The organism is Caldithrix sp. (genome assembly GCF_056497305.1).
This window is the reverse complement of record NZ_JBSMDE010000144.1, coordinates 39723-54739: the sequence shown is the minus strand read 5'-3', so window position 1 is coordinate 54739 and position 15017 is coordinate 39723. Positions and strand designations below refer to the sequence as shown.

General features: G+C 44.1%; 11 protein-coding genes. 10 read left to right on the top strand and 1 reads right to left on the bottom strand.

Annotated features, from left to right (window positions below):
* Positions 1 to 4: 4 nt before the first annotated feature.
* The gene (locus tag ACWB0I_RS12140) at positions 5 to 277 is read right to left on the bottom strand and encodes a hypothetical protein (protein ID WP_479388333.1); all 273 of its coding nucleotides are present in this window, start codon (positions 275 to 277) and stop codon (positions 5 to 7) included.
* 132 nt (positions 278 to 409) lie between these two features.
* On the opposite strand from ACWB0I_RS12140, the gene ACWB0I_RS12135 reads away from it, so the two are divergent.
* From ACWB0I_RS12135 to ACWB0I_RS12090, 10 genes are all read left to right on the top strand, one after another.
* Positions 410 to 1237, top strand: coding sequence for a tetratricopeptide repeat protein (locus ACWB0I_RS12135; protein ID WP_479388332.1), 828 nt, complete (start codon positions 410 to 412; stop codon positions 1235 to 1237).
* Positions 1238 to 1246: 9 nt separating this feature from the next.
* Positions 1247 to 4567, top strand: a complete 3321-nt coding sequence (gene mfd, locus ACWB0I_RS12130) for a transcription-repair coupling factor (protein WP_479388331.1) — start codon at positions 1247 to 1249, stop codon at positions 4565 to 4567.
* A gap of 72 nt (positions 4568 to 4639) precedes the next feature.
* Positions 4640 to 6352, top strand: coding sequence for a peptidylprolyl isomerase (locus tag ACWB0I_RS12125; protein ID WP_479388330.1), 1713 nt, complete (start codon positions 4640 to 4642; stop codon positions 6350 to 6352).
* The gene (locus ACWB0I_RS12120) at positions 6349 to 7185 is read left to right on the top strand and encodes a peptidyl-prolyl cis-trans isomerase (protein WP_479388329.1); all 837 of its coding nucleotides are present in this window, start codon (positions 6349 to 6351) and stop codon (positions 7183 to 7185) included. Before ACWB0I_RS12125 ends, ACWB0I_RS12120 begins: the two co-directional genes overlap by 4 nt.
* A 14-nt stretch (positions 7186 to 7199) precedes the next feature.
* Positions 7200 to 8486 (top strand): peptidylprolyl isomerase, encoded by a 1287-nt coding sequence (locus ACWB0I_RS12115; RefSeq protein WP_479388328.1) that lies wholly within the window; start codon positions 7200 to 7202, stop codon positions 8484 to 8486.
* Between the two features lie 2 nt (positions 8487 to 8488).
* The gene (locus ACWB0I_RS12110; protein ID WP_479388327.1) at positions 8489 to 9802 is read left to right on the top strand and encodes a sigma 54-interacting transcriptional regulator; all 1314 of its coding nucleotides are present in this window, start codon (positions 8489 to 8491) and stop codon (positions 9800 to 9802) included.
* A 20-nt stretch (positions 9803 to 9822) separates the two neighbouring features.
* A complete protein-coding gene (locus ACWB0I_RS12105) occupies positions 9823 to 11421 on the top strand; it encodes a sensor domain-containing diguanylate cyclase (protein WP_479388326.1) in 1599 nt (532 codons plus the stop codon).
* Between the two features lie 92 nt (positions 11422 to 11513).
* Entirely contained in the window at positions 11514 to 12662 is a 1149-nt protein-coding gene (locus tag ACWB0I_RS12100; RefSeq protein WP_479388325.1) for a tetratricopeptide repeat protein, read from the top strand.
* On the top strand, positions 12659 to 14404 hold the full coding sequence (locus ACWB0I_RS12095; protein ID WP_479388324.1) for an HD domain-containing phosphohydrolase: 1746 nt from the start codon (positions 12659 to 12661) through the stop codon (positions 14402 to 14404). Before ACWB0I_RS12100 ends, ACWB0I_RS12095 begins: the two co-directional genes overlap by 4 nt.
* Before the next feature lie 112 nt (positions 14405 to 14516).
* Complete coding sequence (locus tag ACWB0I_RS12090) at positions 14517 to 15005, top strand: hypothetical protein (protein WP_479388323.1); 489 nt, start codon at positions 14517 to 14519, stop codon at positions 15003 to 15005.
* Positions 15006 to 15017: the final 12 nt, after the last annotated feature.

Genomic DNA, 15017 nt, shown 5'->3' with positions numbered 1-15017 from the left:
GCATTTATTCTTGTTTGGGTAAACCGTTTATCATTAAGATTTCAGGATAGTAGGTCTCGATTTTTCGTAAGTATAATGTTGTAATTAATTCCAAACAAGGTGCTGTAAAGGAAAAAACGCGCGGAAGTTCACGCATTAAGTAAAAGAATTTTGACCAATTTATTCTCTTTTTGTTAAAAGCCCACTCTAAAGAGTATTGCAGCCCAATGGCTTCTAAAGTTAAATAAAATTTTTTTGTGCCAATCAGTAAAATCCATAACATTTCTACTTCACTCATAAATTTAAATTTGCAAGGAAAAACGAAGAAATGGCCCGGTTAAAAACCTGCCCAGACAAAAAAATAAATTTGCCATTACCTTTCCATTCTGGTTATTTTAAATGATTTAATTAAACAAAATCAGGTAACAACATGAAAAAACAAAGCGCATTGGAAATCGCCCGTAAATATTTGAGCAATCAAAACTACAAAAAAGCCAAAGAAACCTATTTACAGGCTTTAAAAGAAGCGACCGACGACCAGACCAGAGCCTTCATCTGGGCCGAACTGAGCTGGACCTTTTACAATTTACAGTCGTTCCAGAGTTGCATTGAAGCGGCTGAAAATTGCCTGAACCTTAATGCCGATTACAGCGCCAAAGAAGATCTGTACCGTTTGATCGGTTTTAGCTACATGAGCATGGGGCAGGATCAAAAAGCGATTGAAAATTTAGAACAATCGATTCGCATTGATCGCAGCTCCGTCAAACAGCAGTACGCTCTGTTTAATCTGGCTAAATTGTATTTTAAACATCAAAAGTACCAGCAGGCATGGGAACTGCTCAACGAGGCAGAGGGTTTCTTTTTTCAGAACGATAAAGATTACTGGCTTTCGATTCTGTACATGAAGGGCTTTGTAAAATATTATCAGGACCAACTGGAAGAGGCGGAAAGGATTTTTGAAGAATTGCTGGAAAACGCCGCTGAGGGCAAACAGCGCGCAACGGCCCTGTTTGGTCTGGCCTTTATCGCCTTTGATCGTAAAGATTATCTAAAAACCATCAATTTGTGCGAGGCCACGGCCAAACTGGACGAAAATTTTTACGACAAAGAAACCCTCGGCTTTTTGACGGCCGCTTCCTTCCACTACCTGGGAAGGAACGATGTTTTTGAAAAGTATTATCAGCAAATGATCAAAACCTATCCCGAAGGCCGCTATCGTAAAGAACTGGACATGATCAAATCCAAAATTAGCAACTGAAGCGGAGCAATGAACTGGCTTAAGGAAAAACTAACCGGGCTTGCGGCGTTTAAAGAACTTCTGCAGCATGTGCAAAAAAATAAAACCGTTCAAATAAAAGGTCTGAGCGGTTCTTTGCGGGCTTTTGTTGCCCAGGGCCTGAGCGAAACATTAGATCGCCCTTTGCTCTACATTGCCAATGATCTGGATTCCGCCGAAAAGCTGCGCGACGATCTGGAGCTGCTCGGCTTGAAACTGCCCTTTGCTTTTATGCCCCCTCTTAAATTTGAACCGTACGACACGGTAGAAGCCAGCCCCAGCCTATTGCGTCTGCGCATTGAAGCCACGCAAACCTTTATCGAACATGAAAACTGGTTGTGCGTTACCACCCCTCAGGCCCTGCTGGAATCCTTACCCCTGCCGGAAGAATTTGTCGATTTTCAGCTGTACCTCAAAATTGGCATGGAAATCAGCTTTGAAAAATTAATTCCACAGCTGGCTGAAATAGGTCTGGAGCGCGTGGATATTGTGGAAAATGTAGGGCAGTTTAGCGTGCGCGGTGGCATTGTGGATGTGTACGTCTGGAATTACGACGATCCGTTGCGCATCGAATTTTTTGGCAACCAGATCGATTCCATGCGTTTTTTTGACGTTATTTCGCAGCGCTCTGTCAAAAAAATTGACGAAGTAACCCTGTTGCCCAATTTACAACATCGGGAAAACAAAGCGTTTATCGATCAACTGCTCCCGCAAAATACCATCCTGTTTTTTGAAGACCAAAATTTAGCCTACACTAAGGTAGAGCAGTTTGGGTTCAAAGCGCGTCAGAATTTTAAGGACCAGCAGGAATTAGGCATCGAAGCTCCGCCGCCGGATGCCGTTTTTATGCCTCAGGAGCGTTTTGACCAGATGGTTGACCACCTGACGGTTTGTAAAAGCGATTTAATCCACGATCCTCAGGCCCCGCTGGTCGATTTTAACGCGCGCCCTCATCCGGATTTTAACGGAAGCATTAAACTATTTGTCCGGTTCCTAAAAAAACAGATGGCTGAACAGCCGCAACGTCTGATTATCATTCAGGCGCCCAACGAGGAACAGAGGGAGCGTCTCAGGGAGATTGTTGAAGAAGAAGGGCTGCAATTCCGCGGTAAAATAGAAATCGGCACCCTGCACAACGGTTTTAGTCTGGATGCCCTGCAACTGGACATTTTAACCGACCACGAAATTTTTAAGCGCTACAAACGCAAGAAGGCTTACCGCCGATTTAAAAGCGGCGAATACCTGCGGCAGTTGAGCGGTTTGAATTTGTACGATTACGTGGTGCATGTGGATTACGGCATCGGGCAGTACCTGGGCATGGAAACCATCAGCTACGGCAATGTTAAAAAAGAGTGTATTAAAATCGGTTACCAGGATGGCGATTACCTGTACGTTACGGTTGATCGCCTGAATCGCGTGCAAAAATACAGCTCCGAAGGCGGTAGCGCGCCCAAACTGACTAAACTGGGAACCAGCGAATGGGAGCGTGCCAAGCTCAAAACCAAAGAATCCATCCAGAAGATCGCCACTGAGCTCATTCAAATTTACGCTGCCCGCAAAGCCCACGGAGGCTTTAAATTTTCGGAGGACAATTATCTGGTAAAGGAATTGGAGGCCAGCTTCCCCTACGAAGAAACGCCGGATCAGTTAAAATCCATTCAGGAAGTAAAAGCAGATATGGAAAAAGCGCAGCCCATGGATCGCCTGCTGTGCGGCGACGTGGGCTTTGGCAAAACCGAAGTGGCTCTGCGTGCCGCCTTTAAAGCCATTCTGGACGGCAAACAGGTGGCTTTGTTGGTGCCTACTACCATTTTAGCCTTTCAGCATTTTGAAACCTTTAAACAGCGTTTTAAAGAGTTTCCGGTAAATATTGAAATGTTGAACCGTTTCCGAACCCGGGCCCAGCAAAAAGTTATTTTAGAAGGGCTGGCCAGCGGAAAAATCGATCTGGTCATTGGCACGCATCGGTTGCTTTCGGAGGATGTAAAGTTTAAAGACCTGGGTCTGATGATCATTGACGAAGAACAGCGCTTTGGCGTACGGCAAAAGGAAAAATTAAAAAAGCTGCGCGTTTCGGTAGATGTGCTTTCCATGACGGCCACCCCCATTCCACGCACCTTACACACGGCGTTAATGGGGGCGCGCGACCTTTCCAATATCGATACTCCGCCGGCCAACCGCCTGCCTGTTCACACCGAAATCATCCACTGGAACGATCGGCAATTGCGGCACATCATTTTAAAGGAAATGAAACGCGGCGGCCAGGTCTATTTTGTGCACAATCGTGTAGAAACCATAATGGGCATCAAAGAAGCCCTTGCTCAGATTGTGCCCGAAGCGCGTATTGCCGTGGGGCATGGTCAGTTGCGTGAAAAGCAATTGGAACAGGTCATGCTCGATTTTATGGCCCAAAAATACGATGTACTGCTTTCCACCATGATCATCGAAAATGGGCTGGACATTCCCAATGTCAACACCATCATCATCAATCATGCCGATAAGTTCGGTTTGGCCCAGTTGTATCAGTTGCGCGGCCGCGTAGGGCGATCCAATGAGCAGGCGTACGCCTATTTGCTGGTACCGCCCATGGAAAAATTGAGTTCTCTGGCGCGTAAACGTCTACGGGCCATTATGGATTTTACCGATCTGGGCAGCGGCTACAAAGTGGCCCTGCGCGATCTGGAATTGCGCGGCGCCGGAAACTTACTGGGCAAAGAACAATCCGGTTTTGTGCAAAGCGTGGGCTTTGAAATGTACTGTAAAATTCTGGAAGAAGCGGTCGAAGAGTTGCGCCAGGGAGTGAACATCGAAGAGCAGGAGATTGAAGAAAAGATCAAACCTGGCCGGGCCACAGACCCCAAGGTCGATGTCGATTTTGACCTGTTGATTCCCCAGGAATACATTCCGATTGAACTGGAGCGCATTACCATCTATCATCGTCTGGTCAACTTCAGAGCCGTGGAGCAGATCGAAGAGTTAAAAGAAGAATTGATCGATCGCTTTGGGCCTTACCCGCCGGAAGTGGAGCGCTTTCTGATGGCCATTGAGCTTAAGATTCTTGCCGGCCGATTATTTGCGGAACGGATTGTACTTGCCAATCGTAAAATAAAACTCTTTTTTGATCAAGCAGCCGAAAATGAAGCGCTATTTTTTGACAAGTACATGCCGGCCATGATGCATCAGACCATGGCTCCGGTACGCTTTTTAAATCAAAAAAGGTTGGGGGTTGAGTTTGAATTGGAGGGGAGCAAAAAAGAAGAACAAATGGCTTTTGCTATTAAATTATTGCATTACATCATAGCTGAGTCGTAAATTAACTTAACAAAAGCATTTTTAAGGATTTCGGTTTAGAAAAGAAGAAGTTAAAATTTTAAAGGAGATTCCATGAAAAAGCTACTGGCCATTGGCGCTTTAATTTTGGGTCTGTATTGGATTTCGGGCTGCGGCCTTTCGGAAGATACCGTGGCTAAGGTAGGAAAAGAAACCATCACGGTTGATGATTACAAATTCGTACTGAATCGTCGTTTTCCCGGCAAAGCCATTGCAAAAATCGATTCGGCGCAACGCTGGAGCATTTTAAATTATATGATCGACAAGTATTTGCAGGTCAATGCAGCCAGGGATATGGGGCTGGACACCACACGCCTTTACCTGAGCGAAGTGGCCGATTATCAGGCCCGGCTGATCGGCAACAAATATTTTGAGAAGGTTATCGTCGATGTGTTGGTTCCGGAAGAGGAAATTCGCCAGGCTTTTGAAAAACAACGCGATGAGGTCAAAGCGCGGCACATTCTCATTCAGTACAAGGGGGCGCGCAACAGCAGAGCCAAACGCTCCAAAGAGGAGGCCTTTAAACTGGCCGAAAAAATAGCCCGCGAGGCAAAAAGCGGTAAAACCAGCTTTAACTATCTGGCCGAAAAATATTCCGACGATCCTTCCGCCAAAGGAAATAAAGGCGATTTAGGCTATTTTACCTGGGGCCAGATGGTTGATGCCTTTCAGAAAAAGGCCTTTTCCATGAAGCCCGGCGAAATTTCCGATCCTGTGGAAACGCCCTATGGCTTTCACATCATCAAAGTGGAAGATCGGCGTAAAAATCCCTTCTTTGACGAAAATAATTACGAATGGCAAAAGAAAGACATTAAACGCAACCGCTATTTTGCGCACCAGGATACGGCCTTGAAAATGTGGAATGCCAAAAAGAAAGCATTGAAAGAGCAGTACCAGGCTACCATTCTGAAGGCCAATGTAGATTCCGTGACGCGCTTAGCTAAAAAGAAACGTCAAAGCGGCCATTACAAACCTAAAAACTACACCCGGGCAGAAAAGGCAATGGTCCTGGCTCAATGGAATGGCGGACGCTTAACCCTGGACGACATCTTTTTGATGTACGGCGGCCGACGCTTTGTGGCCCTGCAGCGCCGAATTACCGATCCTGCTAAATTCGAGAACATTGTGGATCAGATTCTCTTATCCAAACTTATCGAAAACGAAGCAAAAAAAATGGGCTTGTTTGAGGATTATGAAGTAAAAACCAATTTAAAAGATTTTAAAGTGCAAAAACTCTCTTCGCTGGCTTACAGCAAAGAGGTGAAGCAAAAAGTGGAGCCCACAGAAGATGAAATCAAAGCCTACTACGAAGAACATTCAAATGAGTTTGTAAAGCCGGCCGAAATTGAGCTGTGGGAAATTTCTTTAAAAGATGAAAAAACGGCCAACAAAGTTTTACGTCTGGCAAAAAAGGGCTATGACTTTGAAAAGCTGGCCGAACAGTACAGCGAAGATCAATATTATCGCAAGAAAAAAGGCTACATTGGTTTTAAAACCAAAAACCGACGCGGCGAAGTTTCCAAATTGGCTTTTAAATTAGGGGAAAACAAAATCGGCGGGCCGGTAAAATACCGCAACTTTTACGTGGTTTTTAAAACCGGTAAGCTCCATCCAGAAACCATTCGCAGTTATGAAGAAGCCTACCAGCAGGTTAAAGTACGGGTACGCAATGCGAATTTGAAAAAACGCCGCGACCAATGGTTAGAAGAATTAAAAGATCATTACTCTGTAAAAGTAAACCGTAAATTAGTGGATTCGTTGCAATGATCAAAACAAAGTTAGTGACCATTAGCCTTTTTATTTTTATCCTTGGCTTACTGGGCTGCCGGCGTAGCGAAAAAATTCCGGACGACCTGGTAGCCCAGGTGAACGATCGTTATCTGCGCCTGACAGAAGTTAACCAGAGTGTGCCAGAAGGCATCCCCGATGACCTGGCGCTCTCTTTAAAAAAGAATTTAATTTCTAAATGGGTAGAGAATGAAACCCTCTACCAGATGGCTTTGGACGACAATGTAACCCTCGATGAATACCAGCGTTTTCTGGTAGAAGAATACAAAAAATCCCTGATCGTTCAGAATTATCTGGACCAGACCATCAATCCTTCGTTCAAGGTTTCGCGGCGCGAAATAGAAGACTATTACAAAGCCCATCAGGATGAGTTCCGAAGGGCAGAGGATGAAGCGCATGTGATTCATCTGTTCATGGATCAATACGACCAGGCTATCTTTAAGGAGATCAGAAACGCGGACAATCTGATGCAAATTATTAAAAAGTACTATTTTGACGAAAAGTCGAGTATCGAACAGCCGAATGGCGACCTGGGCTACGTGCCGGTGTCTCAATTGCCGGAAAAGCTGGTTAAAGCGATTAAGCGATTGCAGACCGGCAAAATTTCCAGGCCGATCAAAATTGGCGATGGCTACCATTTTGTACAACTCATCGATTACCAGAAAAAAGGCACCATCCGCGATCTGGCCCTGGTCGAAGACGAAATTATTTTACGCCTGAAGAAACAAAAGCGCGATGAGATGTACCAGCAAATAGTTCAGCAGGCGCAGAAAAAAGTTCAGATTCAGACCTATTTAAGTAAAATTCAATAACAACAGGAAAGCTCATGAAAAAGGCACAATTATTCATTCTTTTAATCAGTTTTGTGATCGGTATGGGGCAGGCCTATGCCCAGCAGTTAGTGGAGAGCATTGCGGCCATTGTCGATAAAGAAATCATTTTGCGCTCAGAAGTTGATCAGTTTACGCAGAACTACATCTTGCAGAACCGACTGCAAATCCGTCCGGGCTCAGAGGAGTACAACAAACTGCGCAAAAAGATGCTGGAAGGCTTGATTGAGCAAAAGTTGCTGTTAGCTAAGGCCGAGGCCGATACCGTAAAGGTGGACGACCAGATGCTCGATCAACGCGTTGAGGAGCGCATTAAATACATGATTGAGCAGGCGGGTTCGCAGGACAAGTTAGAAGAAATCTTTGGCAGCTCCATCAGCCAGATTCGCAAAGATACGCGCAAGTTGATGAAGGAGCAGATGCTGGTAGAGCAGGTGCGCGCCAAGCGCTTTCGGGACGTAAAGGTGTCTCGTCGCGAGGTAGAAGAGTTTTACAAAATGTACAGAGACAGCCTGCCTTCCAGGCCGGCTACCGTGGATATCAGCCATATTTTAAAGGTCATCAAACCCTCGGAAGAAGCGCAGCTAAAGGCTTACCGCAAAGCAGAGATGATTCTGGAAAAACTTAAAAATGGAGAAGACTTTGCCAAACTGGCCAAACTCTATTCCGAGGATCCGGCCTCTGCCAAACGGGGAGGCGATTTAGGTTTTACCCAGCGGGGCGATCTGGTGCCGGAATATGAAGCCGTGGCCTTTAATTTAAAGGATGGAGAAATTTCCGGAATTGTGCAAACCCAATTTGGCTTTCATATTATTCAGTTAATTGAACGCCGGGGAGAACGCATTCACACACGGCACATTTTAATTCGGGTGCAGCCTACCAAAGAAGACGAAGAACGCATAGTCAATCAGCTAAAAGAGATACGCCAGAAAATCCTGGAAGGCGCGGATTTTTCTGAAATGGCCCTAAAATATTCGGATGACGAAAATGTGACCAAAGACCGCGGGCATTTAGGAACCTTTGAGCTGGACAAATTGCAAATTCCTCAATTCCGCCAGGTGTTGCAAAACATGGAACCGGGACAGATCAGCGAACCGTTTAAAACCGATTACGGTTACCACATTGTCAAATTAAATGCCAGGCAGGAAGCTCATAAATTAACGCTGGAAACGGATTGGGAACAAATTGAGCAAATGGCTCTGAATTTTAAAATGCAAAAAGAATATCAAAAATGGCTGGCCCGTCTGAAAAAAGAGATATTTGTTAAAATAAATGATTTTTAAACATGGTTCGTGTGTTAATCTTAGAACCATCGGCAGAACGCAGAGCTTTACTTGAAAAGCACCTGGATGGTTCGCAGATAAAATTGAAGTTTTTTGAAGATGTCAACGATTTACAGCAAAAGGTAAACAACCACGAACCACACCTTGTTTTAATCGATATTGATTTTTGGGAAGCAGAGTATGGCCCGATTGTGGACGAAATTCAGGAGAATGCATTTGACCATCGGGTAATCGGCTTCAGTCAAAAACCGCAAGCCGAACTTTTACAATTCAGTTTAGAACATCAATTGTTGGTCATTCCCCTGTCCAATGCCTCCTTTTTTACGCGGCCCAATATCTTAACAGCCATTCAGGACGATCGGAGGGGGCAGGGCGAAGCATCGCTTCCGGAAGCGGATGTGTCCTTCATCGGCCGTTCGCCGGTCATCCAGGCCATATTGCAAAAAATCGATTACATTGCGCTTAGCGAGGTGCATGTTTTAATCACCGGAGAAACCGGCAGCGGGAAAACTGTTCTGGCCAAACTGATCCACTTAAAATCGAAAAGGCGCAAGCAGCCGTTTTTTCACATTAACTGTGCGGCCATTCCTGAACAGTTGCTGGAGGCCGAACTTTTTGGTTTTAAAAAAGGCGCTTTTACCGGAGCCGTACGCGACACCCAGGGCAAGTTTAAGGCCGCTGGCCGGGGTACAATCCTGCTGGATGAAATTGGCGAAATGCCGGTGCATTTACAGGCCAAAATTTTGCGGGTTCTGGATGAAGGGCTCTATTTTCCTGTGGGATCGGTAAAAACAGAGAGTGTTCATGCCCGTATTATTGCGGCTACCAACAAAAACATCGAAGACGAAATAGCCAGTAAAAAATTTCGAAAAGACCTTTATTACCGTCTGAGCACCATTGAAATCCATATTCCGCCTTTGCGTGAACGCCGCGAAGATATTGCGCAACTATTTGATTTTTATCTTGATAATTATGTAAAAAAGTATAATATTAAAAAACCGGCAATTCAGCCGAATGTATACGATGTTTTACGCCAGTACAACTGGCCGGGGAACATCAGAGAATTGCAGAATATAGTTGAAACGGTAATGTACATGAAGCCTCAGCAAATAACCATTGAAATGCTGCCTCAGAAGCTGTTCAGTAACATTCCTTCAACTCTGCTCAGAGCAGCCAATGAACAATGGACCCTGGAAGAGGTGAAAAGAGAGTATGCGCGTTACATTTTTAATCGAATGAATAGAAATAAAACTAAGAGTGCAAAAATTTTGGGTGTCGATGTCAAGACTTTCAAAAAATTACTTAATCAGGTTTAATCATTTTTGTGAGGTTTGATATGGGAAATATGTTGAAAACTTTGTGGAAAATCCCTGTTGTCAAACATGCGATTAAAAACAAAATTTTACTACAGAGCCAATTTGTTTTTAATAAAATGGTAAAAGAGTTTGTCACAGCAGAGGAGTCCTCCGAACAATGGCAGGCCCTTTCAGGGGCCATCAAAGAGTTAACCTATCCTTTTCGAGACGATTTTCATGTTTTGTACCATAAAAAAGGCAATAGCGATGTCTGGCAGGAGCTTCAGGAAGCTCTCAATTACAAAATTAAAAACACAGTTAAATTGGAGATGATGATTGACAAAAATCTGATTTTAAAGTTAAAGCCGTTGAAGAAGTTTCTGATTCCGCCGGAGGGCATGACCATTGACGAAGCCTTTGCCTTTACTTTAGGCCCCGGCCATTACTACATTCTGGCTCATCAGGTCAGCGATCCTTTTGTCAGGCAGATGTTTAAAAATTTTTATTATCAGTTTGCTTTGCTGGCGCACAGTTTAAACGCCAAAATTGAAAAAAACAATTTAAGCCGGCAAATTCAAAAGTTAAAGGCCGATTTGCTGGAGTCCAGCGACAAAATTCTGGAAGTGGAAAAAAATCTTAAAAAGCGCTTGCATGAAATCGACCAGATTTTTCAGGTAAGCAATGAACTGTTTACCATTCACGATCGAGAAGGTCTGATCAACACTTCCTTGCTTACCCTGGTTGGGCAATTGGGTTGTGACCGGGCCTTTATTCTGCTCAAAAATGAAAAAGAGGGCGACTTTTCAGAGTTCTACTCCAAAGGGTTTGGAATTGAGCAAAATGTTTTCAAAATAGAGCAGACTCATCCTTTGATTGCTTATTTTGAAAAAGGCGGCGAAATTCTCTATCAGGATGAGATCCGGTTTAAAGGGGAAATGGCTGCCCTGGAACCGTTCTTTAAAGAGACCAATGCGCGAATGGTGGCCCCTGTGCTGGCCAATGAGCGGTTGATCGGCATCATGGTTTGCGGTGAAAAACTATTTGGCGGATCGTACGATTTAATCGACCGGCGCATCTTTAAAGTGTTGAGTAACACCATTAATCTGGCCTTTACCAATCTGCACATTTACGAACAGGCCGCCGGCGAGGCCTTTGTGGACAAGAATACAGGCATTGCCAATAAAAAATATTTTGAAAAACGGGTTCAGGAAGAAAAGAGCCGTATTTTGCGCCAGAACAGCTCTCTGGGGCTGTTGTCCATCCGTTTGAAAAATCAGGAAAGTTTAGAAAAACTGGACAGCAATCAGTTAAATCGTTTTGATCGGTTATTGGTGCAGCAGATTAGCCCGGTAGTTCGCACCGAAGATTTTCTGGCCTATATTGAACCAGGTTCATTGGTGTTGTTGATGCCGGGCATAACGGAAGAGACTATTCAGGTAGCGGTAAACCGATTTAAAGACCAGTTGGCCGGGCTCAAATTGCCTGATGACCTTCCTTTAAAGGATCTGGAGCTGGATTTCAATTTTGTAATTTATCCTGAACAGGAAGAAGAATTTGAAAAGATTGTTGCAAGCTTGATTGAAGAAGAACAGCCCGAAGAAGGCGAAAAGTTTTTTTCTGATTTTGATTTTGGGCTCTGATGGCCAGAAATAAATTGCCTTTTTTCAGAAATCATTGTAAAATAAGAAATAAATATTCTTAATGTAGCTCCGATTATTAGGAGAGTGAGAGCATGCCTGATATTGGGTTTAATGATAATGTAGCTATTGGCAATAGATTGTTTCACGTCCAAACCGCGACAAACAAATCCAAAGGTTTGGTGCGTTGCGAAATTTTTGAAAAGGGTCGTTTGATTACTATACAAACGTTTCACTATGAACGACGTAAAGGAGAACAGACCACCCCGCCGGAAGACCACATCAAAAACTTTGTAAAAGATGTCCACCAGTCAACCATTGATGAAATCCGATTCCTTTTTAAAGTGGCCGATCGAATCAATCAGGCGCCGAACAGTAACTCATTGATTAAACTGGGTACACTCTTCCTCAAACATAACCTGATTTCCGATGCCATTCGAACGTTTAAAAAGGTTTTAGAAATCGATCCCAAATCGAACAGGGCTTTAATTCTTCTGGCTACCACCTATACCAGGCTCAATCGGAACGACGAGGCGATCAATTTGCTAAACCGTGTCGTTAAGTCGGGTTACACCTATGCTGATGTTTACAATCGCCTGGGCATGGCCTATGCCAATAAAAAGAATTACTCTAAAGCGCTGAATTATTACCAGGAAGCTTTGCGCATTAATCCCAATTACCATGAAGCGCAGTACAACACGGCGATTACCTATCTGGACAGCATTCTAACGCAGAAGGAAAACACCTATTTGCCGCCGCCTTCCATTCGAATTGACCGGGCCAGGCAGTTATTGCGCAAGGTTAAAGAGGCCTCCCCGCTTTTTAGTGAGGAACATTTTTTAAGCGTTGAACAACACATCGACCGCTCAGAATTTCAGGAGGCCATTCGTCTTTTAGTCAGTCAACGGGAACGGTTGTTCCCGCAGGACACCAGCAGCTTAATCAGTACCAGCTTCTATTTAAAATTCATGTACGATGGCGTCAATTTAACCGATCGCGAAATTCAGCAATATGAACAGGAATTAAAAGAAGCCATCAAAGTTAAGCCCGAGTATGCCGATTTGTGGAACAGTTTAGGGGTGGTGCATTTAATTCAATGCCGCAACTTATTTTTACAGGCATTAAATGAATTTGATCGCGCCCTGGAAATTAATCCTTCTTACGAAAAGGCCATGAAAAACAAGAAATTGGTTGAAAATGACGGTAAAGAATTTCTGATCTTATTAAGAGCTATTTTAAAATGATGAAAACAGAACCTTTTATTTTTGAGAAAAAGGCTGGCCCTGTATTTGCCGGGCTAAAAGCCGTTGTTTTACTAATCAGTGTTTTGATCATTTCCTTTCCACCGGCCAGAGTTCATGGATTGATCTACTCTCTGGCCCTGGCGGGCCTTATTCTTCAGGCTCTGTCTCTGGTGAGCTGGTTGATCTTTACCTATCAAAAGAAATTTGTCCCTTCGATGGCAGCCTTTGTTTTGGGGCTGGACCTCATTACCTTATTTGGCGCTCTTTATCCTCTTTCCGGCGGATCCGCGCTATTTATGGCTGCTCCGGCTCTGTGTATGGTGAGCAACGCCCTGCTGTTAGAAGAAAAATATTTTAAGCGCATTAACTACCTGGGCGGCCTTTTGCTGATGGCCAGTAGCCTGGCTTATGGTTTTGCGTCCTACATTCCGGATTTTCTGTTTCAATTGGTAAGCCAGTCGATTGTGTACGGTGTGCTCAGTTTCAGTATTTACCAGGGAAAACGATTAATCAAGCAATTTCAACTTGAGAAAAAAAAGCTGGAAAGCCAATTAAAACAGGTTCAAAAAGAAAGAGAGCATTACAAAAAGAGTTTAACTATTTTACAACAAGGGTCAGAAGAGCTAAATAGGAATATTAAAAGGCGTGAGATTGAAATTCAAAATATTCTGACCATAAGCGAACAGATCCAGATAGGGAAAGATTCCAAAGATGTGCTTCGGTCTTTTTTGCTAACGGCTCTGGGGCAAATGGGCAGCAGCCACGCTTTTATTATGGCCCGTGAAAAGAAGAATCAGAATTACTGGGGCGTTCTGGTGGAAAAAGGTTTGCGATCTGTTAAAACCGATCAACTGCGTATCTTTCTGGATAGTAACATTATTACCATTTTGCGCGCCTTCAGAGACCCGGTGTTTGTCAAAGATTTACCCAAAGACAATGTTTTTACCGATGAACTGCAGTTTTTGCAGCAGTTTGAAAAAGATGTCATCTGTCCTATTTACACTAAAAATCGTATTATTGGAATAGTGGTGTTCGGTCCTAAAGTGACCGGCGCAGATTACACCAGAGAGGAGTTTAATTTAATTTCAGTGGTGGCCAACCAGAGCGCGTTTATTCTGGAACAGGTGCAGCAGTCGGACGAATACCGCGATCAGTTTGCCAGGACGGTGAGGGCCATACTTTATGCCATGGAGGCCAAGTTTATCTTTAATCGGGGGCATCTGATCCGTACCGCAAATTATGTTTCGGTGACGGCAAAACGCCTGGGTTTCTCTAATAATGAGATTAAACAGCTGGGGCTGGGGACTCTGATGCATGATATTGGTAAAACAGCTATTGACGATCGCTATCTGTTGTACGATAAGTCGCTTTCAAATACTCCCAGAGACGAAAAGATCAAAGAACGCATTTTGACGCACACACTGGAAGGCGGGAGGATTTTAAAATCTGCCGGCTTTAATGAATTGATGATCGACATGGCTGTCCATCATCACGAGTATTTTAACGGAAGAGGCTACCCGCATCGTATCGGAGGAGAGGAGCTGTCCCTTGAAACGCGCTTGCTGGCTGTTTGCAATGCTTATGATGCCATGACCTCCAGGCGCCCTTACCGCGATGCCCTTTCGGAAATTCAGGCCATCGAAGTTTTAAAACAACAGAGCGGACAGCAATTCGACCCGGAAGTGGTGAAAGCCTTCATTGATATCGTCAAGCATGTTACTCCAAAACCTACTAAACATTAGGCTGCCTGAATTTGAATTAATTTTTTACTTGTGTTTTGCATCACTGAGAAAAGCTCAGACAGAGACGAAATTTAAAAATAATCATTTTAATAGGTTGATGAGGGAGTGTAGAATGAAAAGAATCAATTGGTTTGTGCTTCTGCTTTTGCTAAGCGCCCATTTACTACAGGCACAAAATTACACCATTTCTGTAAAATCCAATTTCAATCCTCATAGAACGGAAAACTGGAATGTTAGCCTTCAGCTAAACGGAACACAAAATGTTAAAAATGGGCTGGCGCTGAGTTTTCCTTCTAGTACCCATTTTGTCCCGGTTCAGATTTTCTCCGGAGAGAAATTGTTCTGGTTAAAAAACAGCGAGTCCGTGCCGGATTCGCAAAATGTCATCCACTGGACGCGTGTCGATTCGCTGTTAATTTTGCGTTTTGCTCCGGGGATTACTTTGCTGGGAGGAACCTTGACCATTCAGCTAAATCTGAACAATCCACGGCCGGGGCAGGACCGGGGGCTTTTAAAATGGTTGTCTTTGCAACAAAACGGCCAACCGGGAACGGTGCTCAGCCAGGCTGAAATCAATTTTCAGCAAAGTGTTACCAGGTAAATGAGGTGTGTA

Bases quoted from the DNA above. Each gene is read 5' to 3' on its own strand.
- ACWB0I_RS12100 (WP_479388325.1), top strand. From the start codon at position 11,514: ATGCCTGATATTGGGTTTAATGATAATGTAGCTATTGGCAATAGATTG.
- ACWB0I_RS12120 (WP_479388329.1), top strand. From the start codon at position 6,349: ATGATCAAAACAAAGTTAGTGACCATTAGCCTTTTTATTTTTATCCTT.
- ACWB0I_RS12140 (WP_479388333.1), bottom strand. From the start codon at position 277: ATGAGTGAAGTAGAAATGTTATGGATTTTACTGATTGGCACAAAAAAA.
- ACWB0I_RS12135 (WP_479388332.1), top strand. From the start codon at position 410: ATGAAAAAACAAAGCGCATTGGAAATCGCCCGTAAATATTTGAGCAAT.
- ACWB0I_RS12110 (WP_479388327.1), top strand. From the start codon at position 8,489: ATGGTTCGTGTGTTAATCTTAGAACCATCGGCAGAACGCAGAGCTTTA.
- ACWB0I_RS12090 (WP_479388323.1), top strand. From the start codon at position 14,517: ATGAAAAGAATCAATTGGTTTGTGCTTCTGCTTTTGCTAAGCGCCCAT.
- ACWB0I_RS12095 (WP_479388324.1), top strand. From the start codon at position 12,659: ATGATGAAAACAGAACCTTTTATTTTTGAGAAAAAGGCTGGCCCTGTA.
- ACWB0I_RS12115 (WP_479388328.1), top strand. From the start codon at position 7,200: ATGAAAAAGGCACAATTATTCATTCTTTTAATCAGTTTTGTGATCGGT.
- ACWB0I_RS12125 (WP_479388330.1), top strand. From the start codon at position 4,640: ATGAAAAAGCTACTGGCCATTGGCGCTTTAATTTTGGGTCTGTATTGG.
- ACWB0I_RS12105 (WP_479388326.1), top strand. From the start codon at position 9,823: ATGGGAAATATGTTGAAAACTTTGTGGAAAATCCCTGTTGTCAAACAT.
- mfd (WP_479388331.1), top strand. From the start codon at position 1,247: ATGAACTGGCTTAAGGAAAAACTAACCGGGCTTGCGGCGTTTAAAGAA.